Origin of the sequence: Bradyrhizobium liaoningense, assembly GCF_018130785.1 — a bacterium.
GTDB classification, from domain to species: Bacteria; Pseudomonadota; Alphaproteobacteria; order Rhizobiales; family Xanthobacteraceae; genus Bradyrhizobium; species Bradyrhizobium liaoningense_A.
In genome coordinates this window covers 1,216,371-1,241,403 of record NZ_JAFCJT010000001.1, presented here as the reverse complement: position 1 = coordinate 1,241,403, position 25,033 = coordinate 1,216,371, and the positions used below count along the sequence as shown (strand labels likewise).

Below are 25,033 nucleotides of genomic sequence, written 5' to 3'. Positions count from 1 at the left end.
ATGACCGAAATACCTGTTGCGGCGAACCCGTCGCTATGGCGCCGAGCGACGGCGGCCTATGCGAAATTGCTCGAAATCCTGCTCGCGGCCTGTGTCGGCATTCTCGTCATCCCGGTGACGCTGCAGATCATATCGCGCTACACCCCGCTCATTCCCTCCTACATCTGGACGGAGGAGATGGCGCGCTTCCTGTTCGTCTGGACCATCATGATCGGCGCCATGGTCGGCATCCGGGAGGCCCAGCATTTCGAGGTTGACGTCTGGCCCGATCTGTCACGGCGGTCGGAGGCTCTGGTGCGAATCCTCGCCCGTCTCGGCGTGCTGGCGCTTGCATTTGTATTTGTGTGGGCCGGTCTCGAATTCACGCGGTTCGCCTGGAACAGGACGTCGGAGTTGGCTGATCTGCCGCTCTGGCTGATCCACGTCGCCTGGCCGGTGGCCGGCGTAACTTGGATCGTGTTTGCGGGCGAGCAGATTCTCGACGAAGCGCGGATTCTGGTTGGGGTGAAGCCATGAGCGGGAATGTTCTGTCCGCCGGACAGGCGGCGATCATCCTGTTCGGGGTTTTCGTTGGCCTGCTGGTCGTCCGCGTGCCGGTTGCCTTCGCACTTGGCCTTGCCTGCGTGCCGATTCTTTTGATCGAGCCTCACCTCTCTATGATGATGCTCGCGCAGGAAACCTTCAACGCCTACAATTCATTCATCCTCTTGGCAGTGCCGTTCTTTCTGCTCACTGCCAATCTGATGAGCATCGGCGGCATCACCGACCGGCTGGTCGCGCTGTCGCGTTCGATGGTCGGACACTGGCCGGGATCGCTGGCGCAGATCAACGTTGTGCTCTCGGTGTTCTTCGCGGGCATCTCCGGCTCCTCGACCGCCGATGCGGCGAGCCAGTCGAAGATCTTCATCGATGCCCAGACCAAGGAAGGCTACGATCTCTCGTTCTCCATCGCCATCACCGCGGTGTCCGCGGTGCTCGCCGTCATCATCCCGCCGTCGATCCTGATGATCGTGTGGGGCGGGCTGATCTCGACGTCGATCGCCGCGATGTATCTGGCCGGCATCGTCCCAGGCCTCCTGATTGCCGGCGCCCAGATGGCGACCGTGCACGTCTACGCCGTGCGACGAGGCTATCCGACCTATCCGAAGGATAGCTGGCGGGACATGCGCTGCGCGATCTGGCGGTCCATACCGGCGCTGATAACGCCGTTCATCATCGTCGGCGGCATCCTGCTTGGATGGTTCACCGCGACCGAATCCGCCTGCGTTGCGGTGCTCTATTCCGTGGCGTTGTCGGCGTTCTTCTATCGCGAGACCGGTTGGCGCGATCTGTACAAGGCACTGCTCGACACCGGACGCCTTGCCGGCGTTGCGCTGTTCTGCGTGGGGACTGCGAGCGCATTCGGCTGGTTGCTGGCCTACTACAAGATTCCGCAGGAGCTGTTGGCCAATGTCTCGACCTGGGGCATGGGCACGGTCACCGCGGGTTTCTTCATCGCCTTCTGCTTTCTGGTCGTCGGCTGCTTTCTCGACGCCATCCCGGCGATCGTCATCGTCGGCACCGTGCTCGAGCCGCTGGCCAGGTCCGTCGATCTGCACCCGGTCCAGTTTGCGATCATCTCGATCGTCTCGCTGGCGTTCGGGCTTGTGACGCCACCTTACGGCTTGTGCCTGATGATTGCCTGTTCGATCGCCGGCGTGCGGCTGCGCTACGCCTTGAAGGACACGGTGATCATGCTGGTGCCGATGCTGCTCGTGCTGGCAGCCGTCATCATCTGGCCCAGCGTGTCGCTGTTCCTGCCGCGCCTGATCGTTCCGGAGATGTTGAAATGAGCAGGCTCGATCCCGCGGCCCTGAGGCCGCGGGATCGGTCGATTTGACTAAAGGTTGCTCTCGGTGATCGCGGCATAGACCATGCTGCGCAGCTCGCGCCGGAGCGGATAGGCGCTCGACGGCAGCACCTGCGTCATGAAGATGGTGATCAGCTCCTCGGCCGGGTCGATCCAGAACGAGGTCGTGGCCGCACCGCCCCAATTATATTCGCCCGGGCTGCCGGCGATCAGCGTCTCCGCCGGGCGCATGGTCACGGCGAAGCCGAGGCCGAAGCCGATGCCGTTATAGGTCGCCTCCGAGAACAGGGAGCGGGAGACTTCCGGCAGCGCGCGATCGCCCGGAATGTGATTGCTCGTCATCAGCGCCAGTGTCTTCGGCCCGATCAGGCGGACGCCGCCCAGCTCGCCGCCATTGAGCAGCGCGCGGCAGAAGGTGAGATAGTCGGCGACCGTCGAGCACAGCCCGCCGCCGCCCGAGATGAACGAGGGCGGGGACAGGAACGAGCTCTGGGTCGGATCGTCCTGGAGCGTCAGGCCCTCGCGGCGCTGGCCGGCATGAAAGGTCATGCCGCCACCGGGATCGGCTGAATAGCAGGCTGCGAAACGGTGCGCCTTGGCGGCCGGCACGTGAAAATCGGTGTCGGTCATGCCGAGCGGATCGAGGATGCGTTGTTTCAGGAACTGTTCGAAGGGCATCCCGGAGATCTTGCCAACGAGATAGCCAAGCACGTCGGTCGCGACCGAGTAGTTCCAGGACTCGCCGGGCGAGAATTCCAGCGGGATCTTTGCAAGAGCCTCGATCATGCTCTGCAGCGTGCCGGCTTTCTCGACCTCGCCGATCTTGTCCGCGCGATAGGCGGCATCGACGTTGGAACGCTGCTGGAAGCCGTAGGTGAGGCCGGCAGTGTGGCGCAGCAGGTCGACGATCAGCATCGGCCGGGACGGCGGCCGGGTCAGGAAGGCCGGCGCGGTGCCGGCGACGAACACGCCGAGGTCCTTCCATTCCGGAATGTATTTGGCGACGGGCTCGTCGATCGCGACGAGGCCTTCCTCGACCAGCATCATGAAGGCGACGCTGGTGAGCGGCTTGGTCATGGAATAGATGCGGTAGATGGTGTCGTCCTTGACCGGCACCTTGCGCTCGACATCGGCAAAGCCCTGCACCGAGCTGTGGGCGATCTTGCCGCGGCGATAGACCAGGAGCTGCGTGCCGGGAAAACGGCCGGCATCGATGTAACGGCTCTTCAGATGCGCATCGACGCGGTCGAGCGCGGCCTTGGACATGCCCACGGATTCGGGCGAGGCGGGGGTAGGGGCGAGCATCAGTTCCTCCGGGGGCGTTTTGTCGGAAAGTTGATACCGAAATGACGGCTCCATTCCAAGCCGGTTGCGCTTAACGCGGCCCCGCCGACTGGTGTAGGCTCACCCAGGAACGCCTCCTGGGAGCCCCAAGGATCTCTCATGGGGTCAACGAGAAAGCTCAGGGCAAACGCACCATGACCCAGTTCAACGAGACCGAACTCACCGAAGCCGTCGTCAAAAGCTTCGACAATACGCCTGATACGCGGGCGAAATTCCTGCTCCAGGAATTGGTGAAGTCGCTGCACGATTACGTGAGCAAGACCGGGCTGACCTTCGAGGAATGGGAATACGCCATCGATTTCCTGACCCGCACCGGCCAGAAATGCACCGACACAAGGCAGGAATTCATCCTGCTCTCCGACGTGCTCGGCGTCTCCATGCTGGTCGACGCCGTCAACCATCGCGATCGCGACGGCGCGACCCAGACCACGGTGCTCGGCCCGTTCTATGTCGGCGAGCACAAGGTCACCGCGCATGGCACCGACATCTCTCCGAACAACCAGACCGGCGAACGGATGTTCGTGCAGAGCCGCGTCACCGACCTCAAGGGCAAGCCGCTTGCGGGCGTCCCCGTCGACGTCTGGCATGCCGACGATGACGGCTTCTACGATTCACAGAAGGCGAACTATGACGAGATCGGCGCCTCAGCGCGGGCGCGCTTCATCACGGATAGCGACGGCCGCTTCTTCTTCCGCACCATTTTGCCTTGCAGCTACCCGATCCCGACCGATGGCCCTGTCGGCGAGATGATCGTGCAGACCAAGCGTCATCCGATGCGCCCCGCGCACGTGCACTTCCTGGTCAATGCGAAGGGTTACGAGCCGCTGATCACCCACGTCTTCATGGACGGCGACAAATATCTGGATTCCGACGTGGTGTTCGGGGTGAAGGACGACCTCGTCGCCAAGGTCGAGCCGCGCAACGACCCTGAGATGCCCGATGGCACCAAGGCGAGCGGGCAATGGCACCTGATGAGCTACGAATTCCATCTCAAGCCGGGCGGCGGCATGGCGCCGAAGCCGCTCGGTGTGAAGGCGGCGGAGCCGGCGTGAGGGCTCTCCGTTCAAGCGTACGTGCGGCAGCCAGGGCGTGTGAACGGCGTCCGAAGTGCTTCCAATAGCGGCGCAATAGCGAGCCTCACTCGATATCCGAGTTGGGGTCAGAAGCGGACGACGAGACCGAGCGTCTTGGCATCCCCAAGGCCAACGATAAGCTCGAACTTCTCTGGTGACTGCGTCCATCTGGGCTTGCCTTACGAACCCACTGACTACACGCTACCCAAATGAGCAGATTCCACGCCCGAGGTAGGGTCATGATCGGCGCCACGGCACTCCGTGCGCTTGTGCTGACTGCAGCTTTTTTCGCGGCGTTGTCGCCGGCCACCTGCCTTGGCGAAAACAGCAACCGCTTGCCGGCCAAGGCGACAAAGGAGCTACCACCCGAGTTGCTCTCGCTGCTCCGACAAAAGAAGATGCCAAAATACTCGCCTATCCTTGTGCGCGTCTTCAAGCAAGAGGCGGAGCTCGAAGTCTGGAAACAGGACACCACAGGCCTCTTCAAAATCCTCAAGGTGTACCCGATCTGTCGGTGGTCGGGGGATCTCGGGCCGAAACTGAAGGAGGGTGACCGTCAGGCTCCAGAGGGGTTCTATACGATTACTCCCGAGCTGATGAATCCCAATTCCGATTACCATCTCGCGATCAACGTCGGCTTTCCCAACAGCTTCGACAAGGCAAACAATCGCGACGGCAGCTTACTCATGATCCATGGCGACTGCTCATCGAGCGGTTGCTATGCCATGACCGACGAACAGATAAGCGAGATCTATTCGCTAGCGCGGGACTCCCTCGGCGGCCGACCGTCCTTTCAGGTCCAGGCTTATCCATTCCGCCTGACGCCGGCAAACCTGGCGCAGCATCGAAATAGCCCGAACCTCTCCTTCTGGAAAATGCTCAAAGTCGGCAACGATCACTTCGAGACGACGCATCTCGAACCTAAGGTGGACGTGTGCAATCGACGCTATGTGTTCGATGCGCAAGCTCCACCAAATTCGCCGTATCCTCTCGTGTTCAGTCCCACCGACAAATGCCCCGCGTTTGTCGTGGATTCCAAAATTGCGCGGCGGGCGCTTGAGAAGCAACGTACCGACGAACTCGAATTCGCGCGATTGCTCAATGACAACGTGCCGGCAGCCCCGATCTATAGCGGACTGGACGGCGGAATGAACGAGGCTTTTCTAGCAAAGTATCTGGTCAGAGTGACGCTTGCGAAAGTGATGCCGTATGCATCTTATCTGCCGCAACTGCGGCCAATCCCCTGGGTCACCAACGATGGTTCGTTGACAAGTAGATGGTTTGGCACCTCGTTCTCGAAACCGATTGCATGTGACCTGGCTCGTTCCAGCTTCTTGTCGACCGTCGTGGAAGGAGACGACGGGTGCTAGAGCGCCGGTCTACTTCAGGCTTGCATGCCTGCGCTCGCTATCAGCCCATGCTCCCCGGCATGAAGCAGCGCGGCTTCGGGTGACCATCTAGGTAGTAAGGCCAGACCATCGTACGGCCAGCGCGGTTTGGTCCATCCACGACAGCTTCGTTCGGAACATCAACCCACTCGCCATCAAGGCGTACGCGATAGTGACCGTCCTTAGCTTCCCAATCGGCGTCATCAACGCGCTTCGCATCGCTGCCATCGCAGCAAGGCCCTTTGCCACTGTGCAAGCTCTCATACCAGCTGTTCAACTCGGGGTGCTGATAATCGTGGGCGCGAGCGTGACCGATTGTAAAAATCGGCAGTATGACAATGAATACAGCAAGCGCTGCATGCCGAAGGTGATTGTTCATCTTGCTCCTAATCCCAACAGTGCTTGTGTTCTCTATGGAGATGGAGAAGCGATCGACCGATTAAAGGAATATTTCGTCACATCGTTTTCAACGATGCGCGATGTCGACGCGTCGTATGATCACGAGTTCCGGCGCATGCTGAAGAAGTTGAGTTTGGCCCTAAGCACGCCCTCCGCATCGCAGCGCCCGGTCCGCAATCTCAACGACGCAGCAGTATCTCCGTCCGAGATGACAAATCCGCCTGCTCCGGTCGTCAACACGCTATTAATTTCGATGTCGAGACAGTAGGCGGATATCGCTGCGACCACGACGCACGTCCGCTTCGGGTCATCAGCGGAACAAGTCGACCTGCCTTGGTATGTCCGTTTGCCTGCCAGAAGCTGACGTCTGCGCCTCCATGAGCTCAAACCCTACCGCGCGTGCAGCATCGCCAGCAGCACGATCACCGCGCAGGCAAGCGCCGCCGTGGTCAGCTTCCAGAACATCAGCGGGCTGCGCTCCAGGAGCGGCGTGATCCGCGTGTCGAGATAGGCGGGATTGGGCGTGCGAAGCTCGAAGACGAATTCGGATAGGTCCTCGTGCCGCTTGTAGGGATCGGGATGGAGCGCGCGCCTGAGCGCGCCGTCGACCCAGGCAGGCACGTTGCGGTCGTCGTCGGCGGGGCGATACTGAAGTCTGCGCACGTCCGCCTTGCGGCGGATCCTGGCGATTTGGGTGCCATAGGGAAGCTTTCCCGTCAGCATCTGATAGCAGATCACGGCCAGCGAAAACATGTCGGAGCGCGGCGAGCCGCCTTGCCCGAGAAAATACTCCGGCGCCGTATACTGGACCGTTCCCAGAATGTCGTCGGCCTCGTCTCGCGGCGCGGCCTCCGCGACGCCCGCGACCCTGACCGAGCCGAAGTCGATGATCTTCGCGGTGCCGGTCTTGTCGATCAGGATGTTGTCGGGCCTGAGGTCCTGATGCAGCATTTCCATGCGGTGGAAGGCCCGCAGGCCCGCGGCGATCTGCTCGACCAGCCCACGGACGGTTTCGAGATCGGGGCGTGGATTGTCGGTCATCCACTGCTTCAACGTCTGCCCTTCGACGAATTCGGTCGCGACGTAGAGGTAGCTGCGCCGGCGCGACTGTGACAGCGGCTTCAGCACGTGCGGGCTGTCGATCCGGCGCGCGATCCACTCCTCCATCAGGAAACGCTTGAGATAGGCGGCGTTGTCGCGCAAATCGATCGACGGCAGCTTGAGCGCGACCGGCTCGTCAGTCTCCGCATCGACGGCGAGATAGATATGACTGCGGCTGCTGCCGTGAATCTCCCGGACGATCCTGTAGCCGTCGAAGATCGCTCGCGGCTCCGGCAGCGGAGGCAGCGGCAACTGTGACGTCTGATTGAAGATGCCGGCCGGCTCGCGCTGCGGCACCGCGTCGATGCGGAGGATCTGAACGGTGATGTTGTCGTCGCTGCCGCGCCGGTAGGCTTCCTCGACGATCGCCTTTGCCGCGCCGTCGAGCTCGGCTGCGTGCTCGCCGAGTGCGCTCGTGATGAAGCGCTGATCGACGAATTCGTAGGCGCCGTCGGTCGCCAGGATAAAGGTGTCGCCGGCCTCGATCTCGACCGTCTGGTAATCGATCTCGAGCTGCGGATTGATGCCGAGCGCACGGCCGAGATAGGTCTGCTCCGACGACACGATGATCCGGTGATCGTCGGTCAACTGCTCGAGCGCCTTGCCGGCGACGCGGTAGACGCGACAGTCGCCGACATGGAAGATGTGCGCCGTGGTCGCCTTGATGACCATGGCGGTCAGCGTGCAGACATAGCCCTTGTCGCGATCATAGGCATATTGGCTCTTGCGCGTCTGCGCGTGCAGCCAGGAATTGGTCGCATCCAGCACGCGGCGGGCAGACGTCTTCACCGTCCAGGATTCCGACGTGCAGTAATAGTCCATCAGGAAGCTCTTGACCGCCGACTCGCTCGCGATCTGGCTCACCGTGCTGCTCGAGATGCCGTCGGCGAGAACGGCCGCAATGCCCTTCAGGCTGAGCAGCGGCTCTTCCGGAATCAGGACGCCGTGAAAATCCTGGTTGACGGGCTTGCGACCCCTATCGGAGTGCTGGCCGACCGAAATCAGGAGTCCGCGCGTCATCGTCATCACCAGGAGAGGGGAGCCGCACCCTGGTCGGGCGAGGCTCCCCTGTCGAGACGTATTTGATCAGGCCGCAACGCGGGTCGGCGCAGCCTTGCCGGCCTGGCGCTTCGGCAGGGTCATGACGTGCGTGGTGTAGAGGGTCATGCCGGTGAAGGCGAGACCGCCCACGAGGTTGCCGAGCACGGTCGGGATCTCGTTCCAGATCAGATAATCCATGATCGAGAACTTCGCATGCAGCATCAGGCCCGAGGGAAACAAGAACATGTTCACGACGGAATGCTCGAACACCATGTAGAAGAACAGCATGATGGGCATCCACATCGCGATGACCTTGCCGGGGACCGAGGTCGAGACCATGGCGCCGACAACGCCGGTCGAGACCATCCAGTTGCAGAGCATGCCGCGCATGAACAGCGTCGCCATGCCGGCGGCGCCGTGCGCGGCGTAGCCGAGCGTTCGGCCTTCACCGATGTTGCCGATTGCGGCGCCGACCTTGTCGGGTTCTTGCGTGAAACCGAACGTCGTGACGAAGGCCATCATGAAGGCGACGGTGATGGCGCCAGCGAAGTTGCCGACGAAGACCAGGCCCCAGTTACGCAGAACGCCGCCCAGCGTGACGCCGGGACGCTTGTCGATCAGGGCGAGCGGCGAGAGCACGAACACGCCGGTAAGCAGATCGAAGCCGAGCAGGTACAGCATGATGAAGCCGACGGGGAACAGCATCGCGCCGACTAGCGGCTGGCCCGTGTTCACGTTGATCGTGATGGCGAACCATGCGCCGAGCGTGAGGATCGCGCCGGCCATGTAGGCTCGGATGATGGTATCCCGGGTGGACATGAAGATCTTGGACTCGCCCGCATCCACCATCTTGGTGACGAATTCCGAAGGCGCGAGATACGACATCAATGGTTCCTTTGCTTCGTAAGGTGAGATCGACGCCCTCCTGCGAGAGCGGCTGAAACGTCATGGGTCGTGCGGACTGCCTGCCGCGCACGAGGTCTGGAGAGGTTTGGAAGCCTTGAGAATCGCGTCACGACGACCGAGCCGAGGAAGGCCGCGAAGCAGTTGAGCTTCCTGTTGCGGCCGCCAGCGGCTGCAAACCATGCGGCAAGCCGCAGTCTTCGTTGACGGCATTGGAGAAGCAAGTAGCGTGCCGGCTGCGCGCAGCAGAAAGATGAAGCGATATCAATAAGATGTACGTCTTGTTGATCTGATCGCGATGTGCTTGGCGGCCTTTTGCTTGAGCGGATGCACAAGCTTTGTGCGTCGCACAAGGATTGAGCAGGCCGCAAATTTCGCATGCGGAGCGGCCCTGCGACAGTCTGGCGCGACGACGCTAACAAACTGATTATTCAAGATTTTTACCCGCGTCGGGGTTGGCACGAAGCTTGAATAGTTCCATGTCGACGCCATTGAAGCCGTCCCGCGAGACTTCTCATCCGATTTGCCAGCGCCGCCAGACGGGGGATTCCCGTCGTGCGTTCGCATGCGCCAAAGCCGGCGCCACCGGACGGACGGGCTGCTCGCGCGCACTGACGCCATCAATTCTGCAACGATGCAAAGGACGACACTGCCTATGACCAAGCGCACCCGCCAGCCCTCGGGCCCGAGCCGCCGTCAATTGTTGAAGGCCGCCGGCTCGACCGCCGCACTTCTCGCCGCCGTAAAACTGAATTTCCCCGCCGGTGCGTTCGCACAGGACGCTGGCCCCGAGGTCAAGGGTGCCAAGCTCGGCTTCATCGCGCTCACCGACGCAACCCCGCTGTTCGTCGCCAAGGAGAAGGGCATCTTCGCCAAATACGGCATGCCCGACGTCGAGGTGCAGAAGCAGGCCTCCTGGGGCACCACGCGCGACAACCTCGTGCTCGGCTCCGAAGGTAACGGCATCGACGGCGCGCACATTCTCACCCCGATGCCGTATCTGATCTCGGCCGGCAAGGTGACGCAGAACAACCAGCCGACGCCGATGTACATTCTGGCGCGGTTGAACCTGAACGGTCAGTGCATCTCGGTCGCCAAGGAATATGCCGACCTCAAGGTCGGAATCGACACCGCGCCCTTCAAGGCGGCGCTGGAGAAGAAGAAGGCCGGCGGTAAGGCCGTGAAGGCCGCGATGACGTTCCCGGGCGGCACGCACGACCTCTGGATCCGCTACTGGCTCGCCGCCGGCGGCATCGATCCGGACAAGGACATCGAAACCATCGTGGTCCCGCCGCCGCAGATGGTCGCCAACATGAAGGTTGGCACCATGGACTGCTTCTGCGTCTGCGAGCCCTGGAATCTCCAGCTCATCCATCAGGAGATCGGCTACACCGCGATCACCACCGGCGAGCTCTGGGACAAGCATCCCGAAAAATCGTTCGGCATGCGTGCGGCCTGGGTCGACAAATACCCGAAGGCGGCGAAGGCGCTGCTGATGGCGGTGATGGAAGCCCAGCAATGGGCGGAGAAGGTCGAGAACCGCGAGGAGGCCGCGGTGATCTGCGCCAAGCGCCAGTGGATCAACTGCCCGGTCGAAGACATCACCGACCGCATGAAGGGCAAGTTCGATTACGGCACGGGCCGCGTGATCGAGAATTCGCCGCAGCAGATGCGCTTCTGGAAGGATCAGGCTTCCTATCCATTCCAGAGCCACGATCTCTGGTTCCTCACGGAAGACATCCGCTGGGGCAAATACGAGCCCGGTTTCGACACCAAGGCGCTGATTGCCAAGGTCAACCGCGAGGACCTCTGGAAGGATGCGGCCAAGACGCTGGGCGTCACGGCCGCCGACATCCCGGCATCGACCTCCCGCGGCAAGGAGACCTTCTTCGACGGCAAGGTGTTCGATCCCGAGAATCCGGCTGCCTATCTGAAGTCGCTCGCGATCAAGCGCGTCGAAGTCTGATGGAGCCTGCGGCCGCCGTCAGGCGGCCGCATCGTCCTTTGAAGCCGGAGAGGGATTTTCAATGAACATGCCTGCCACGAAGATTGAGGTTGAGACTGCGGCGCCCGCGGCCATCGCCGCGCCGGTCGTCGCGATGACGCCGAGGCGCCCACCGCGGAGCGAGACTTACGCGCGCATGGCAAGGGAGACCGCTGTGCGCGTCATCCCGCCGCTGGTCGTGATCGCGCTGCTGACGGTGGTGTGGGAGCTGGTCTGCCGCCGCGCCGGTTCGGCGCTGCCGCCGCCGTCAAAAGTCTTCAAGGACACCAAGGAGCTCATCCTCGATCCGTTCTTCGACCACGGAGGCATCGACAAGGGCCTGTTCTGGCATCTCTCCGCAAGCCTACAGCGCGTCGCGCTCGGCTATTCGCTGTCTGCGATCGCCGGCATCGCGCTCGGCGTGCTGGTCGGGCAGTCGGTCTGGGCGATGCGCGGGCTGGATCCGCTGTTCCAGGTGCTGCGCACCATCCCGCCACTCGCCTGGCTACCGCTGTCGCTCGCCGCGTTCCGCGACGGCCAGCCTTCGGCGATATTCGTCATCTTCATCACCTCGATCTGGCCGATCATCATCAACACCGCGGTCGGCATCCGCAACATCCCACAGGATTACCGCAACGTCGCCGCGGTGGTGCAGCTCAATCCGCTCGAGTTCTTCGGCAAGATCATGATCCCGGCGGCGGCACCCTACATCTTCACGGGCCTTCGCATCGGCATCGGCCTGTCATGGCTGGCGATCATCGCCGCCGAAATGCTGATCGGCGGCGTCGGTATCGGCTTCTTCATCTGGGACGCCTGGAATTCCTCGCATATCAGCGAGATCATTCTGGCGCTGTTCTATGTCGGCATCGTCGGCTTCGTGCTCGACCGCCTGATCGCGGGTCTCGGCAAGATGGTCACCCGCGGCACGGCGCAGAATTGAGAGGAGAGGGCACATGGCCGCCTATCTGAAGCTCGACCACATCGACAAGATTTTCACCCGCGGCGCCGCCACCACGGAGGTGCTCAAGGACATCAACCTGACGATCGAGAAGGGCGAATACGTCTCGATCATCGGCCATTCCGGCTGCGGCAAGTCGACCCTGCTCAACATCATTGCAGGATTGACCAACGCCACCACGGGCGGCGTGCTGCTGGAGAACCGCGAGGTGAACTCCCCGGGGCCCGATCGTGCCGTCGTGTTCCAGAACCACAGCCTGCTGCCGTGGCTCACTGTGTACGAGAACGTCCGGCTCGGCGTCGACAAGGTCTTTGCCGGGACCAAGACCAAGGCCGAGCGCGACGCCTGGGTGATGCATAATCTCAACCTGGTGCAGATGGCGCATGCCAGGGACAAGCGTCCTTCCGAAATCTCCGGCGGCATGAAGCAGCGCGTCGGGATCGCGCGGGCGCTGGCGATGGAGCCGAAAGTGCTGCTGCTGGATGAGCCGTTCGGCGCGCTCGATGCGCTGACCCGTGCGCATCTGCAGGACTCGGTCATGGCGCTGCACCAGAAGCTAGGCAACACCATTTTGATGATCACCCACGACGTCGATGAGGCGGTGCTGCTATCCGATCGCATCGTGATGATGACGAACGGGCCGAGCGCGCGCATCGGCGAGGTGCTGGAGGTGCCGCTCGCACGTCCTCGCAAACGGCTCGAGCTCGCGACCAATTCCACTTATTTGAAGTGCCGCCACCGCGTGCTCGAATTCCTCTATGAACGTCATCGCTTCGTCGAGGCCGCGTAAACGAAGGTTTAACGCGGAAGATTCACGCGCCTAAATAATCGACACCTCGCTCAATCCTTGTGCGCCGCACAAGGATTGAGCGAATCGCAAGATTTGCGAGCGAAATCCGCCTGCAAGAACTTCGGGCAATACGAATAAGCCCCTGAATTCCCTGTGTTTCCCGAACGCGCGCAATTGGCACGGAAATTGAAATGTCAATTTGCGACGCCAACGACGACGTCCCTCAACATCATCAATCAGCATCGTGAACTCGCCACCGGGGCTTGGCCTCGGCGCGCGCCTCCGCGTGGAGGCTGAGCCTGCAACGACGCAGCGGTGAGCCAAGAAGGGATTATCAATGACGACGAATCCGACACGGAATCCGACGTGGATTTCTGACTGGCGCCCCGAAGACGAGGCGTTCTGGAATGCGGGCGGCAAGGCGATCGCCCGGCGTAACCTGATCTGGTCGATCGTGGCCGAGCATATCGGCTTCTCCGTCTGGCTGATCTGGAGCATCGTCACCACCAAGCTGCCGCAGGCGGGCTTCCACTACACCACCGACCAGCTGTTCCAGCTCGTCGCCGTTCCCGGCCTGATTGGCGCCCTGATGCGCTTCCCGTATACGTTCGCGGTCACGACCTTCGGCGGCCGCAACTGGACCATTTTCAGCGCGGCTGTCCTGTTCATTCCGACGCTGTCGCTCGCTTATTTCGTCAGTCATCCCGACACGCCGTTCTGGCTGATGCTGCTGGTCGCATCGACCGCTGGCCTCGGCGGCGGCAACTTCGCCTCCAGCATGACCAACATCTCCTTCTTCTTCCCCGACCGGATGAAGGGATGGGCACTCGGCCTGAACGCGGCCGGCGGCAATATCGGCGTCTCCAGCGTGCAGCTCCTGACCCCGATCCTGATGACGCTCGCCGTCATCAACCTGTTCCAGGCAAGCCCCGTCGACGGCATCTTCCTCCAGAATGCCGGCCTGATGTGGGTGCTGCCGATCGCGATCGCGGTGTTCGGTGCGGTGTTCTTCATGAACAACCTGACCACGGCCAAGTCGTCGATCAGGAACCAGCTGGCCGTCGTCAAACGCAAGCACACCTGGATCATGGCGTATCTCTATATCGGCACGTTCGGATCCTTCATCGGTTACTCCGCGGCGTTTCCGCTGCTGATCAAGACGCAGTTTCCGGCGGTGACGATCGCGATCGCGTTCCTGGGACCGCTGGTCGGCTCGCTGTCGCGTCCGCTCGGCGGTTGGCTCGCCGACAGGATCGGCGGCTCGATCATCACGTTCTGGAATTTCATCGTGATGGCGGGCGCCACGGTCGGCGTGCTCTACTTTGTCGGGCAAAAGGATTTCATCGGCTTTCTGTCGATGTTCCTGATCCTGTTCGTGACGACGGGCATCGGCAACGGTTCGACCTATCGCATGATCCCCTCGATCTTCCGCGAGCAGAACCTGTTCAAGGTGCGCGGCAAGGGCGATGCGGCCCGCGCGCTCGCGCTGAAGACGGCGAGCATCGAGAGCGGTGCGGCGGTCGGCTTCATCGGCGCGATCGGCGCGGTCGGCGGCTATCTGATCCCGACCGGTTTCGGCAAGTCGATCGCCATGACCGGTGGTCCGCAGCTCGCGCTCGCGATCTATCTCGCCTTCTATGCTTCCTGCCTCGGACTGACGTGGTGGTTTTATCTGCGTCGCGTCCCGCAGGGTGAAGGCGCGGCAAGCCTCGCGGAAGCGCGAGTCTGAGTTTGGCATAAATGTCGCTTCTCCCCGTACGCGGGGAGAAGTCTCGCTGATGACGTTTGACCCATGAACCTGGTTCGCAATGGCGCGCACCAAGGCAAACCGAAACAGGCAGGACAACATCATGACTTCAGAACAGATCACACTCATCCAGCAGAGCTTTTCCAAGGTCGCGCCGATTTCAGAGGCGGCCGCGGTGCTGTTCTACGATCGCCTGTTCGAGGTTGCGCCGTCCGTGCGCGCGATGTTTCCCGAGGACATGACCGAGCAGCGCAAGAAGCTGATGGGCATGCTCGCCGCCGTCGTCGGCGGCCTGTCGAATCTCGACACGATTCTTCCCGCGGCCTCGGCGCTCGCCAAGCGTCACGTCGCCTATGGCGCCAAGGCCGAGCACTATCCGGTGGTCGGCGCGACCTTGCTCTGGACCCTCGAGAAGGGCCTCGGCGAGGCCTGGACGCCCGAACTCGCCACGGCCTGGACCGACGCCTATGGCGTCCTGTCCGGCTACATGATTTCCGAGGCCTACGGCGCACGGGCGCAGGCCGCCGAATAGGAGATGCCTTGTGAGTGAACCGCTCGTCATCGTCGGTAACGGTATGGCGGCCGCGCGTCTGGTCGACGAGCTCGCCAAGACCGCGCTCGGCCGCTACGCGGTCGCCGTGATCGGCGAAGAGCCGCGGCTCGCTTACAATCGCGTGCTGCTCTCCTCGGTGCTGGCCGGCGAGACCGGCTCGCACGAGATCGAGCTCAGGCCGGCCGACTGGTGGCGCCATCGCGGCGTCACGGTGCGCTACGGCTATCGCGTCACCGAGATCGACACCGGCCGCCGCGAGCTGAAGATCGAAGGTGAAGAGAGCATGGAATATTCCAAGCTCGTGCTCGCCACCGGCTCGACGCCGCTGCGTCTCAACGTGCCGGGGGCCGATCTTGCGGGGGTGCACACCTTCCGCGACACGCGCGATGTCGACCTGCTGCTCACGCTCGCGGCGGCGAAGAAGCGCGTCGTCGTGGTCGGCGGCGGCCTGCTCGGCCTCGAAGCGGCCTATGGCCTTGCGAAAGCCGGCGCGCCGGTGACGCTGCTGCACCTGATGGACCGGCTGATGGAACGCCAGCTCGATCTGCCGGCGGCCGACCTGCTCAAGACGCTGGTCGAGCGCAAGGGCATCCGCATCCTGCTCAATGCATCCACCGCCCGCATTCACGGCGATGGCCATGTCGAAGCCGTCGAGCTTGCCGACGGCAGTCGCATCGAGGCGGATGCCGTGATCTTCGCCGCCGGCATCAGGCCCAACGTCGCGCTGGCCAAGGACGCCGGCATCGCGGTCAATCGCGGCATCGTGGTGAGCGACGTGATGCAGACGGCCTCGCCTGACATCTACGCGCTCGGCGAATGCGCCGAGCATCGCGGCACCTGCTACGGCCTGGTCGAGCCCGCCTACGAGCAGGCGCGCGTGCTGGCGCGGCATCTCGCCGGCCGTCCCGCCGCTTATCAGGGCAGCGTGGTCTCGACCAATCTGAAGGTCTCGGGCGTCAGCGTCTTCTCCGCAGGCGACTTCATGGGCGGCGAGGGCAGCGAGAGCCTGGTGCTGTCAGACCGCAGGCGCGGCACCTACAAGAAGCTCGTCATCGCCGATGGCCGGCTCACCGGCGCGGTGCTGATCGGCGATACCGTCGACGCGCTCTGGTATCTCGAGCTGATCCGCAATCGCGACAAGGTGACGGCGATCCGCACCGACATGATGTTCGGCCGCGCGCTGGCGCGTTCCTCCAAGGCGGCTTGATAAGGCAGCTCGATATGACGGCGATCGATCCCACGCTCCGCGCCACCAAGACGACCTGTCCCTATTGCGGCGTCGGCTGCGGCGTGCTGGCGACGCCTGATAGCAAGGGCGGTGCGGCGATCGCGGGCGACCCCGATCATCCCGCCAATTTCGGCCGGCTGTGCTCGAAGGGTTCCGCGCTCGGCGAGACCGTCGGGCTGGAGAGCCGACTGCTCTATCCGATGATCCGCTGCAAGGGCGTGCTGGAACGCGTCGCCTGGAGCGATGCGCTCGATCACGTCGCCCATCGCATGCAGCACATCGTGGCGCGCGACGGCGCCGACGCGGTCGCGTTCTATCTTTCGGGCCAGCTCCTGACCGAGGACTATTACGTCGCCAACAAGCTGATGAAGGGTTTTGTCGGCACGGCGAATGTCGATACCAATTCGCGTCTCTGCATGTCGTCCTCGGTCGCCGGCCATCGCCGCGCGTTCGGTGCCGACACCGTGCCGGGCTGCTATGAGGATCTCGACCAGGCGGATCTCCTCGTCTTCGTCGGCTCGAACGCGGCCTGGTGCCATCCGGTGCTGTTCCAGCGCATGCTGAAGAACCGGCAGGAACGCGGCGCGCGTATGATCGTGATCGATCCGCGCCGGACCGACACGGCCAGCGACGTCGACCTGTTCCTCGGCCTCAAGCCCGGCACCGACACTGCGCTGTTCTCGGGCCTGTTCGTCCATCTCGCCGACAATGGCGCGCTCGACCAGGATTACATCGCGCAGAATACGTCGGGCTTCGTTGATGCGCTGGCGCGCGCGCGTAACATTGCCGGCAGCGTGACTGCGACCGCTCTTGCGACCGGCCTCTCCGAACAGGACGTCGCCGCCTTCTTCAAGATGTTCCGCGACACCGAGCGGGTCGTCACGCTCTATTCGCAGGGCGTCAACCAGTCGGCGCAGGGCACCGACAAGGTCAACGCGATCCTGAACTGCCATCTCGCCACGGGCCGGATCGGCAAGCCGGGCGCTTCGCCGTTCTCTCTCACGGGCCAGCCCAATGCGATGGGCGGCCGCGAGGTCGGCGGTCTCGCCAATATGCTCGCCGCACATATGGGCTTCACGCCGCCGGACATCGATCGCGTGCGGCGGTTCTGGAAGGCGCCGCGCATCGCGACCCATGAGGGATTGAAGGCGGTGCAGCTTTTCGAGGCCATCAACCGTGGCGAGGTCAAGGCGCTGTGGGTGATGGGCACCAACCCGGCGGTGTCATTACCGGACGCGGACTTCGTGTGCGAGGCGCTGAAGAAGCTCGAGCTGTTCGTGGTCTCCGAGAACGTGCTCTCCAACGACACGGTCGAGGCCGGACCGCATGTGCTGCTGCCGGCGCTCGCCTGGGGCGAGAAGTCCGGTACGGTGACCAATTCCGAGCGCCGCATCTCGCGCCAGCGCTCGTTCCTGCCGGCGCCGGGCGAGGCGCGGCCGGACTGGTGGATTCTCAGCGAGACCGCCAAGCGCCTCGGCTTCGGCGACAGCTTTAGTTACAAGTCGGCCGCCGATATTTTTCGCGAGCATGCGGCGCTCTCGGCGTTCGAGAACGATGGTAGCCGCGATTTCGACATCAGCGGGCTCACCTCGCTGACGGATGAAGCGTTCGATGCGTTGAAGCCGGTTCAGTGGCCGGTGCGCGAGGGGCAGGCGTCCAGCGAGCGCTTCTTCGCGCGCGGCGGCTTCTTCACCAATGACGGCAAGGGCCGCTTCGTCGCGCCGGAAGTGCCGGCGCTGCGCGGCGAGACCGGCGCCTCGCGCCCTCTGCGGCTCAACACGGGCCGCATCCGCGACCAGTGGCACACCATGACGCGCACAGGCCTCAGCCAGCGACTGGGCGCGCATCTGCCGGAACCGTTCGTCGAGATGCACCCTGATGATGCCAGCAAATACGGCATCGTGCATGACGGCTACGCCCGCATCACCACCGATTACGGCCGGTGCATCCTGAAGGTCGTCGTCAGCGACCGCCAGCAGCGCGGCACGCTGTTCGCGCCGATCCACTGGAGCGCGATGAACGCCTCGCACGGCCGCGTGGGCGCTCTCGTGCAGTCCTTCACCGATCCGTTCTCGGGCCAGCCGGAGTCGAAAGCCACGCCGGCGGCGATCTCGCCTTATGAGTACGTCTTCCGCGGCTTTGCGCTGTCGCGCAAGCAGCTCGATCTGCCGCCGAACCTGATGTGGACCCGTGTCGCGGTTACAGGCGGCTTCGGCTATCTCTTCGCCGACAATGCGGATCTGTCGCGCTGGCCGGCCTGGCTTGAGAGCGTCGCGGGCGAGGACGTCGCCGACTATTGCGATTTCGGCGGCGGCATCTATCGCGCGGCCGCGTTCGCAGGCGACCGCATCGAGACCTGCCTGTTCGTCGGCCCCGCGCATGACGCCGGCGACTGGGAGGTGGTGAAAAGCCTGTTCGTGGCCGACCACGTCACCGACGACCAGCGCCGCATGCTGCTGTCGGGTAAATCGACGGAGGGCGCGGCTTCGACCGGGCCGATCGTCTGTGCCTGCTTCGGCGTCGGCCGCGGCACCATCTGCGACACCATCGCGAGCGGCGCGCGCACGGCGGCCGAGATCGGCGCCAAGCTCAAGGCCGGCACCAATTGCGGGTCATGTATCCCCGAGCTGAAGCGGCTGATCGCGACGACGGAAGTGCCGGTGAAGCAGGCGAAGGTCGCGGCGGGGTAGGGTATCTCTCCAGACCGGGAGGCGGTCTCGTGCCCCGGACGCTGCGCAGCACGAAGTGATGCGCTGCAGAGCCGGGGCCCATCTAACAGCAGAGTGTTTGGCCTTTCTGGGTCCCGGCTCTGCGCAGCGTTTCACGCTGCAGCGCGTCCGGGACACGAGAGTGACGTGGACGCAGCCATGTCCTTCGCCCAATCGACGCGCCCGCGATTGTGCCCTATGTTCCCGCGCACTCCCCCTCCACATGCACAAAAACAACAATGATGTACCTGGAAACGCCGCCGCGCCTGATCGAAACCAAGATCTTCTCCACCATGCCGGACCAATTCCGCCGCAAGGGCGTGCGGACCGATTGGGCCGATGCCAACCGCCCGGGTGTGCCGACCGATAGCTTCATCGAAGGACCGTCGTTCGACAAGGACGGCAATCTCTACATCGTCGACATTCCCTTCGGTCGCATCTTCCGCATCGCGCCTGATGGCGCGTGGTCGCTCGTGATCGAATATGAGGGCTGGCCGAACGGATTGAAGATTGCCGCCGATGGCCGCATCCTCGTGGCCGACTACATGCACGGCATCATGGAGCTCGACGCCGGAGCAGGGCGCATCAGGCCCATCCTGACCGCGCGCAATTCGGAATCGTTCCGCGGCTGCAACGACCTGCATCTCGCTTCCAACGGCGACATCTTCTTCACCGATCAGGGCCAGACCGGCCTGCACGACGCAAGCGGCCGCGTCTATCGCCTGACGCCGAGCGGCCGGCTCGATTGCCTGATCGACACCGGCATCAGCCCGAACGGCCTGGTGCTCGACCCCAGTGAAACCGTGCTGTTCGTCGCGATGACGCGCGACAACGCGGTGTGGCGGCTGCCGTTCATGAAGGACGGCAGCGTGTCCAAGGTCGGCCGCTTCTGTTCGCTGTTCGGCACCAGCGGCCCTGATGGCATGACCATGGACGCAAGCGGCCGCCTGTTCGTCGGCCACGCCTCGCTCGGCCACGTCTTCGTGTTCGCTCCGAACGGAGAGCTGATCGCGCGGATCAAGTCGTGCGCGGGTCCGAGCTGCACCAATGTCGCCATCGGTGGCGCGAAGAAGGATCGGCTCTATATCACGGAGTCAGGGACCGGCAGCGTGCTGGTTGCGGATATCAGCGGATTGTGAGCTTTGACATGAACACAAAACCCTTCGGCAAGACCGGCGCGAACGTCTCCGTCATCGGGCAGGGCACCTGGTATCTCGATCATGGCGACCGCAAGCGCGCGATCGCGGCGCTTCAGCGCGGGCTCGATCTCGGCATGACCCACATCGACACCGCCGAGATGTATGGCGATGCCGAGCTCGTCATCGCGGATGCAATCGCAAGCCGCCGCGACGAGGTGTTCCTTGTCTCGAAGGTGCTGCCGAGCAACGCCTCGCGTGGGGGCACCATCACGGCGTGCGAACGCTCGCTGAGGCGGCTGAAGACCGATCGTCTCGACTGCTATCTGCTGCACTGGCGCGGTTCCTATCCGCTCGAAGACACCGTCGCCGCGTTCGAGGAACTGGTGAAGGCCGGCAAGATCAAATCCTGGGGCGTCTCCAATTTCGATGCCGACGATCTCGACGAAATTCTCGACGTCTCCGGTGAAGGGCGGATCGCCTGCAATCAGGTGCTCTATCATCTCAAGGAGCGCGCGATCGAGCATGCGGTGATCCCGTGGTGCGAGAAGCACGCCGTCGCTGTCGTCGCCTATTCGCCGTTTGGTCATGACGATTTTCCCGCAAGCAACAGCAAGGGAGGCGCGGTGCTGGCACGCATCGCGGAGGCGCGTCGTGTGACACCGCGGCAGGTCGCGCTGAGCTTCCTCACCCGTGCAACTACGGTGTTCGCGATCCCGAAGGCCTCGTCCGCGGAACATGCGGGCCAGAATGCGGCGGCCGGCGATCTCGTGCTGACGAAAGAGGAGATTTCGGCGCTCGATGCGGCGTTTCCGCGCGGTCCGAAGCCGCGCAGTCTGCCCATGCTGTAGTGCACAAACGCCTATTATTAATGGAGTATTGACGCGCGCGGTCGTCAGCGCATATCGGCATCCTGTTTTCGGAAGTTGTGAAAGCGGCGCATTTGTCGTTTTTTACGACCGTTCCCGAATCGTCGTTTTCCCAGGTTCTAGCCGTGACACCGCCGCCCGCCGCAGCCGCAAGGCTCGACAGTATTCCCATGCCCGTGCCGGAGAAGAAGCAGGAGGCTCGTCGCGCGCCTGCGCGCGTCGATCATCCCTTCAAGGGTATCGCGCTGGTGCTGCTATCGACGGTATTCCTCGGCTGCTCCGACGTCACCGCAAAGTATCTGTCGACCAGCCTGCCGTCGATCGAGATCACCTGGATCCGCTTCGTTACCTTCGCGCTGATGTTCACGCCGGTGATGCTGCCGGGCTCGCCGCTGCATGCGATGCGCACCGATCGCCTCGGCCTGCAACTGATGCGCGGCATCGCACTGCTCGGCTCGTCGCTGTTCTTCATCACCGGTCTCCGTTTCCTCCCCATCGCGGAAGCCTCGGCTACCGGCTTCGTCTCGCCGCTGTTCGTCACCGCGCTGTCGATCATCTTCCTGAGCGAGAAGGTGGGCATGCGCCGCTGGATCGCGACCGCGATCGGTCTCATCGGCGTGATGATTATCCTGCGCCCGGGCTCCAATGCGTTTCACGCCGCCGCGTTCTTCCCGATCATCTCAGCATTCTGCTGGGCCGCTGCGCTGATCCTGACGCGCATGATGAGCGGGCGCGAGGCCGTCCTCACCACCATGGCCTATTCCGCGCTCACGGGCGTTGCGATCCTCAGCCTGATGGTGCCGTTCGTCTGGGTGACGCCGAGCTGGACCGCGATCGGTCTCGGCATCGTGATCGGCGTCGCGTCCACCGTGGGCCAGTGGATCATCGTGCTGGCCTATCGCTACGGCGATGCCTCGGTGTTGGCGCCGTTCTCGTACACGCAGTTGCTGTGGGTCAGTATTTTGGGCTTCTTCATCTTCGGTGAGTTGCCGGACCTCTGGACCATCGTCGGCGCGGCTTTCATCGTCGCCAGCGGCCTCTACATCGCCCATCGCGAGCGCATCCGCCGCGCCCAGCTGCTGGTGCTGGAAGAGCGTTCCCCGAACCCCTGACGCAAGTTCGCAGCTTCCGCTTCGTGCTATCAACGGCTCCAACAACACGGGAGGAGCCGGATGCGCGCTGCGATTTTCAGGAATGGTGAGATTGTCGTCGACCGGATGGCCGAGCCGAAGCCGGGCCCCGGCCAGGTTCTGGTCAAGACGCTGGCCTGCGGCATCTGCGGCTCCGACCTCCACGCGCGCCAGCACGCCCACCGCATGGTGGAGATGGCGAAGAAGACCGGGCGCAAGCCGATGGACCTCACCCGCGACGTCGTGTTCGGCCACGAGTTCTGTTGCGAGATCGTCGATTACGGCCCCGGCACCGCGCGCAAGCTCAAGCCGGGCACCCGCGTCTGCTCGCTGCCGGCGCTCGTGACGCCGCAAGGTGTCGAGGGCATCGGCTATTCCAACGACAACATCGGCGGCTACGCCGAGGCGATGCTGCTCAGCGAGCCCCTGCTGCTGGAGGTGCCCAACGGTCTCGCGCCGGAGCACGCCGCGCTGACCGAGCCACTTGCGGTCGGCGTCCACGCCGTGGCGAAGGCCAACATCCGTGGCGGCGAGGTGCCGCTCGTCATCGGCTGCGGCCCGGTCGGGCTCGCGGTGATCGCCGCGCTCAGGATCAAGGGGTTGCATCCGATCGTCGCCGCCGACTATTCGCCGGCGCGGCGTGCGCTCGCGGCAAGGCTCGGGGCCGATATCGTCGTCGATCCCAAGGTGACGCAGCCCTACGCGACCTGGGCCGAGCATGCGCAGATGTCGGAGGCCGAGAAGGCGGCGCGGCCGCCGTTGCAGGCGATGCTGCCGGCACTGAAGCCTGCGATCATCTTCGAATGTGTCGGCGTGCCCGGCCTGTTGCAGCAGGTGTTCGAGGGCGCCCCGCGTGATGCGCGCATCGTGGTGGTCGGCGTCTGCATGGAGACCGACAGGAGCGAGCCCATGCTCGGCATCATGAAGGAGCTCAACGTTCAGTACGTGCTCGGCTACACGCCGGATGAGTTCGCGGCCTCCCTGCGCCTGATCGCGGAAGGGCAGGTGGATGCGGCCGCGATGGTCACCGCCGAGGTCGGCATCGACGGCGTCGCCAAAGCCTTCGCCGACCTCGCCAATCCCGAGGCGCACACCAAGATCATCGTCCAGCCGTGGCGGTGACGGTGCTGTAGTGCCGTAGGGTGGGCAAAGGCGCGCAGCGCCGTGCCCACCATGCGTCCGCGTTCGTGGTGAGAATGGTGGGCACGCTGCGCTTTGCCCACCCTACAAGACCTCCTCAATATTTCGACGGCACGTACATCTCCGGCGGAATCGGCCCGCGGTGATAGTCGGGGTTGCGCACGCGCGGCGGCAGCACCACGGGCACGTGGGCGACCTCCTGGTACGGCATCTGGCTGAGCAGATGCGCGATGCAGTTGAGGCGGGCGCGCTTCTTGTCCACGGCATCGACGATCCACCACGGCGAGTCAGGCAGATGCGTATGCTCCAGCATCGTCTCCTTGGCCTTGGTGTACGCCTCCCAGCGGCTGCGCGCCTCGACGTCCATCGGGCTCAGCTTCCACTGCTTCAAAGGATCCTTGATGCGCATGGTGAAGCGGAACTGCTGCTCGTCGTCGGTGATCGAGAACCAGTATTTGATCAGGATGATGCCGGAGCGGATCAGCATCCGCTCGAACTCCGGCACCGTCTTGAAGAATTCCTGGTACTGCTCTTCGGTGCAGAAGCCCATCACGCGCTCGACGCCGGCGCGGTTGTACCAGCTGCGGTCGAACAGCACGATCTCTCCGCCGGCCGGCAGGTGCGACACGTAGCGCTGGAAATACCATTGCGTGCGCTCGCGCTCGCTCGGCGCCGGAAGCGCTGCGACGCGGCAGATGCGGGGATTGAGGCGCTGGGTGATGCGCTTGATCACGCCGCCCTTGCCGGCGGAATCGCGGCCCTCGAACAGCACCACCACCTTTTTCTTCTCGCTCTGCACCCAGTCCTGGAGCTTGACCAACTCGCCCTGGAGGCGGAGCAATTCCCGGAAATAGAGCCTGCGATCCACCGTCGGGCGGAGCGCGTCCGTCTCATCCAGCAGCTCGTCGAGCCTGCTGTCATCGAGCTCCATCTCCAGCTCTTCGTCGAGATCGTCGGTCATTTCCCGGATGATGCACTCGCGTTTGGCCATTTCAGGGGTGCGGTCGGATGCGGTCATGGGTCCTTCTTTCGGCAGGGTGCCTGTCGCACGTGACCATCGGCGGGGTTTATTGCGCCCATGTGACACCGGTTCCGAAATAGCCCGGAGGGACCGTCAGACCGGCAGCGCGATCGAGTATTTGACCTGGCTCAGCGCAAAGCTCGACTCGATCGAGGCGATGCCGTCGAGCCGGGTCAACTTGGTCTTGAGAAAAGTCTCGTAGGAGGCGAGATCGGCCGCCACCACGCGCAAGAGATAGTCGCGGTTGCCGGTCATCAGATAGCACTCCAGCACCTCGTCCCATTTCGAGATCGCGCGGGCAAAGCGGTTGAGATCCTCCTCCTTCTGCCGCGCCAGCTTGATCGAGATGAAGACGCTGACATGCAGGCCGAGCGCCTTCTGGTCCACGGTCGCGATGTAGCGCGAGATGACGCCGCGCTCCTCGAGCAGCTTGACCCGGCGATGGCAGGGCGACACCGAGAGCCCGACCTTGTCGGCCAGTTCCTGCATGGTCAGCCGGCTGTCGTTTTGAAGCAAAGCGAGGATTTTTCGGTCGATGGCGTCGAGGCCGGGCATTGGGATGAAACCTGTATGAGGTGATGTTACATTGGTAAGATATCCCAATGTCTTGAGATATGGTGCGAAAAATTGAGAAGTTTGGCGTCGCTCGCGGGCGTATTATCGGACACCTG

At 63.3% G+C, this 25,033-nt stretch carries 22 protein-coding genes; 16 read left to right on the top strand and 6 right to left on the bottom strand.

Annotation, left to right across the window (positions count from 1 at the left end; all coding sequences use genetic code 11):
• A complete protein-coding gene (locus tag JQ627_RS05450; RefSeq protein WP_212483093.1) occupies positions 1-516 on the top strand; it encodes a TRAP transporter small permease in 516 nt (171 codons plus the stop codon).
• Positions 513-1,832 (top strand): TRAP transporter large permease, encoded by a 1,320-nt coding sequence (locus tag JQ627_RS05445; RefSeq protein ID WP_212483092.1) that lies wholly within the window; start codon positions 513-515, stop codon positions 1,830-1,832. Before JQ627_RS05450 ends, JQ627_RS05445 begins: the two co-directional genes overlap by 4 nt.
• A gap of 47 nt (positions 1,833-1,879) precedes the next feature.
• On the opposite strand, the gene JQ627_RS05440 is transcribed toward JQ627_RS05445, so the two are convergent.
• Entirely contained in the window at positions 1,880-3,154 is a 1,275-nt protein-coding gene (locus JQ627_RS05440) for a serine hydrolase (RefSeq protein ID WP_212483091.1), read from the bottom strand.
• A gap of 173 nt (positions 3,155-3,327) precedes the next feature.
• Between JQ627_RS05440 and JQ627_RS05435 the strand changes: the two genes are divergently transcribed.
• Both JQ627_RS05435 and JQ627_RS05430 read left to right on the top strand, forming a co-directional pair.
• Complete coding sequence (locus JQ627_RS05435) at positions 3,328-4,245, top strand: intradiol ring-cleavage dioxygenase (protein ID WP_212483090.1); 918 nt, start codon at positions 3,328-3,330, stop codon at positions 4,243-4,245.
• Positions 4,246-4,505: 260 nt separating this feature from the next.
• Positions 4,506-5,636, top strand: a complete 1,131-nt coding sequence (locus tag JQ627_RS05430) for a murein L,D-transpeptidase family protein (protein ID WP_212483089.1) — start codon at positions 4,506-4,508, stop codon at positions 5,634-5,636.
• Between the two features lie 40 nt (positions 5,637-5,676).
• Here the strand turns inward: JQ627_RS05430 and JQ627_RS38960 are convergent, their stop codons facing one another.
• Positions 5,677-5,931, bottom strand: coding sequence for a hypothetical protein (locus tag JQ627_RS38960; RefSeq protein ID WP_312015731.1), 255 nt, complete (start codon positions 5,929-5,931; stop codon positions 5,677-5,679).
• On the opposite strand from JQ627_RS38960, the gene JQ627_RS39595 reads away from it, so the two are divergent.
• Positions 5,827-6,321, top strand: a complete 495-nt coding sequence (locus JQ627_RS39595) for a hypothetical protein (protein WP_212483088.1) — start codon at positions 5,827-5,829, stop codon at positions 6,319-6,321. The two genes, JQ627_RS38960 and JQ627_RS39595, sit on opposite strands and share 105 nt — an antisense overlap.
• 122 nt (positions 6,322-6,443) lie before the next feature.
• On the opposite strand, the gene JQ627_RS05420 is transcribed toward JQ627_RS39595, so the two are convergent.
• Positions 6,444-8,180 (bottom strand): bifunctional protein-serine/threonine kinase/phosphatase, encoded by a 1,737-nt coding sequence (locus JQ627_RS05420; RefSeq protein ID WP_212483176.1) that lies wholly within the window; start codon positions 8,178-8,180, stop codon positions 6,444-6,446.
• Positions 8,181-8,240: 60 nt separating this feature from the next.
• A complete protein-coding gene (locus tag JQ627_RS05415; protein WP_212483087.1) occupies positions 8,241-9,080 on the bottom strand; it encodes a formate/nitrite transporter family protein in 840 nt (279 codons plus the stop codon).
• Positions 9,081-9,753: 673 nt separating this feature from the next.
• On the opposite strand from JQ627_RS05415, the gene JQ627_RS05410 reads away from it, so the two are divergent.
• The 11 genes from JQ627_RS05410 (at position 9,754) to JQ627_RS05360 (ending at position 23,323) form a co-directional block, all read left to right on the top strand.
• Entirely contained in the window at positions 9,754-11,064 is a 1,311-nt protein-coding gene (locus tag JQ627_RS05410; RefSeq protein ID WP_212483086.1) for a CmpA/NrtA family ABC transporter substrate-binding protein, read from the top strand.
• Positions 11,065-11,125: 61 nt separating this feature from the next.
• Complete coding sequence (ntrB, locus tag JQ627_RS05405; RefSeq protein WP_212483085.1) at positions 11,126-12,022, top strand: nitrate ABC transporter permease; 897 nt, start codon at positions 11,126-11,128, stop codon at positions 12,020-12,022.
• Between the two features lie 13 nt (positions 12,023-12,035).
• Positions 12,036-12,830, top strand: coding sequence for an ABC transporter ATP-binding protein (locus tag JQ627_RS05400; RefSeq protein WP_212483084.1), 795 nt, complete (start codon positions 12,036-12,038; stop codon positions 12,828-12,830).
• Positions 12,831-13,167: 337 nt separating this feature from the next.
• The gene (locus JQ627_RS05395; RefSeq protein ID WP_212483083.1) at positions 13,168-14,559 is read left to right on the top strand and encodes an MFS transporter; all 1,392 of its coding nucleotides are present in this window, start codon (positions 13,168-13,170) and stop codon (positions 14,557-14,559) included.
• Between the two features lie 121 nt (positions 14,560-14,680).
• Positions 14,681-15,109, top strand: coding sequence for a globin family protein (locus JQ627_RS05390; RefSeq protein WP_212483082.1), 429 nt, complete (start codon positions 14,681-14,683; stop codon positions 15,107-15,109).
• 10 nt (positions 15,110-15,119) lie between these two features.
• Positions 15,120-16,337 carry an FAD-dependent oxidoreductase gene (locus JQ627_RS05385; protein ID WP_212483081.1) on the top strand — a complete coding sequence of 406 codons (1,218 nt, stop codon included), beginning with the start codon at positions 15,120-15,122 and terminating at the stop codon, positions 16,335-16,337.
• A 14-nt stretch (positions 16,338-16,351) separates the two neighbouring features.
• A complete protein-coding gene (locus JQ627_RS05380; RefSeq protein ID WP_212483080.1) occupies positions 16,352-19,048 on the top strand; it encodes a nitrate reductase in 2,697 nt (898 codons plus the stop codon).
• Between the two features lie 260 nt (positions 19,049-19,308).
• Positions 19,309-20,205: an SMP-30/gluconolactonase/LRE family protein gene (locus JQ627_RS05375; protein ID WP_212483175.1), complete on the top strand. Its 897-nt coding sequence runs from the start codon at positions 19,309-19,311 to the stop codon at positions 20,203-20,205.
• An 8-nt stretch (positions 20,206-20,213) separates the two neighbouring features.
• Entirely contained in the window at positions 20,214-21,053 is an 840-nt protein-coding gene (locus JQ627_RS05370; RefSeq protein WP_212483079.1) for an aldo/keto reductase, read from the top strand.
• A 188-nt stretch (positions 21,054-21,241) separates the two neighbouring features.
• Positions 21,242-22,183 carry a DMT family transporter gene (locus JQ627_RS05365; protein WP_212483174.1) on the top strand — a complete coding sequence of 314 codons (942 nt, stop codon included), beginning with the start codon at positions 21,242-21,244 and terminating at the stop codon, positions 22,181-22,183.
• Positions 22,184-22,243: 60 nt separating this feature from the next.
• Positions 22,244-23,323: a zinc-binding dehydrogenase gene (locus JQ627_RS05360; RefSeq protein ID WP_212483078.1), complete on the top strand. Its 1,080-nt coding sequence runs from the start codon at positions 22,244-22,246 to the stop codon at positions 23,321-23,323.
• Between the two features lie 115 nt (positions 23,324-23,438).
• Here the strand turns inward: JQ627_RS05360 and ppk2 are convergent, their stop codons facing one another.
• Positions 23,439-24,359 carry a polyphosphate kinase 2 gene (gene ppk2, locus JQ627_RS05355; protein WP_212483077.1) on the bottom strand — a complete coding sequence of 307 codons (921 nt, stop codon included), beginning with the start codon at positions 24,357-24,359 and terminating at the stop codon, positions 23,439-23,441.
• A 96-nt stretch (positions 24,360-24,455) separates the two neighbouring features.
• Positions 24,456-24,917, bottom strand: coding sequence for an Lrp/AsnC family transcriptional regulator (locus JQ627_RS05350; RefSeq protein ID WP_027516697.1), 462 nt, complete (start codon positions 24,915-24,917; stop codon positions 24,456-24,458).
• Positions 24,918-25,033: the final 116 nt, after the last annotated feature.

Coding starts and splice junctions, on each gene's coding strand:
- JQ627_RS05375 (WP_212483175.1), top strand. CDS start 19,309: ATGTACCTGGAAACGCCGCCGCGCCTGATCGAAACCAAGATCTTCTCC.
- JQ627_RS05445 (WP_212483092.1), top strand. CDS start 513: ATGAGCGGGAATGTTCTGTCCGCCGGACAGGCGGCGATCATCCTGTTC.
- ntrB (WP_212483085.1), top strand. CDS start 11,126: ATGAACATGCCTGCCACGAAGATTGAGGTTGAGACTGCGGCGCCCGCG.
- ppk2 (WP_212483077.1), bottom strand. CDS start 24,359: ATGACCGCATCCGACCGCACCCCTGAAATGGCCAAACGCGAGTGCATC.
- JQ627_RS05440 (WP_212483091.1), bottom strand. CDS start 3,154: ATGCTCGCCCCTACCCCCGCCTCGCCCGAATCCGTGGGCATGTCCAAG.
- JQ627_RS05410 (WP_212483086.1), top strand. CDS start 9,754: ATGACCAAGCGCACCCGCCAGCCCTCGGGCCCGAGCCGCCGTCAATTG.
- JQ627_RS05430 (WP_212483089.1), top strand. CDS start 4,506: ATGATCGGCGCCACGGCACTCCGTGCGCTTGTGCTGACTGCAGCTTTT.
- JQ627_RS05365 (WP_212483174.1), top strand. CDS start 21,242: ATGCCCGTGCCGGAGAAGAAGCAGGAGGCTCGTCGCGCGCCTGCGCGC.
- JQ627_RS05420 (WP_212483176.1), bottom strand. CDS start 8,180: ATGACGATGACGCGCGGACTCCTGATTTCGGTCGGCCAGCACTCCGAT.
- JQ627_RS05395 (WP_212483083.1), top strand. CDS start 13,168: ATGACGACGAATCCGACACGGAATCCGACGTGGATTTCTGACTGGCGC.
- JQ627_RS05450 (WP_212483093.1), top strand. CDS start 1: ATGACCGAAATACCTGTTGCGGCGAACCCGTCGCTATGGCGCCGAGCG.
- JQ627_RS05380 (WP_212483080.1), top strand. CDS start 16,352: ATGACGGCGATCGATCCCACGCTCCGCGCCACCAAGACGACCTGTCCC.
- JQ627_RS05435 (WP_212483090.1), top strand. CDS start 3,328: ATGACCCAGTTCAACGAGACCGAACTCACCGAAGCCGTCGTCAAAAGC.
- JQ627_RS05390 (WP_212483082.1), top strand. CDS start 14,681: ATGACTTCAGAACAGATCACACTCATCCAGCAGAGCTTTTCCAAGGTC.
- JQ627_RS05400 (WP_212483084.1), top strand. CDS start 12,036: ATGGCCGCCTATCTGAAGCTCGACCACATCGACAAGATTTTCACCCGC.
- JQ627_RS05350 (WP_027516697.1), bottom strand. CDS start 24,917: ATGCCCGGCCTCGACGCCATCGACCGAAAAATCCTCGCTTTGCTTCAA.
- JQ627_RS05370 (WP_212483079.1), top strand. CDS start 20,214: ATGAACACAAAACCCTTCGGCAAGACCGGCGCGAACGTCTCCGTCATC.
- JQ627_RS05415 (WP_212483087.1), bottom strand. CDS start 9,080: ATGTCGTATCTCGCGCCTTCGGAATTCGTCACCAAGATGGTGGATGCG.
- JQ627_RS05360 (WP_212483078.1), top strand. CDS start 22,244: ATGCGCGCTGCGATTTTCAGGAATGGTGAGATTGTCGTCGACCGGATG.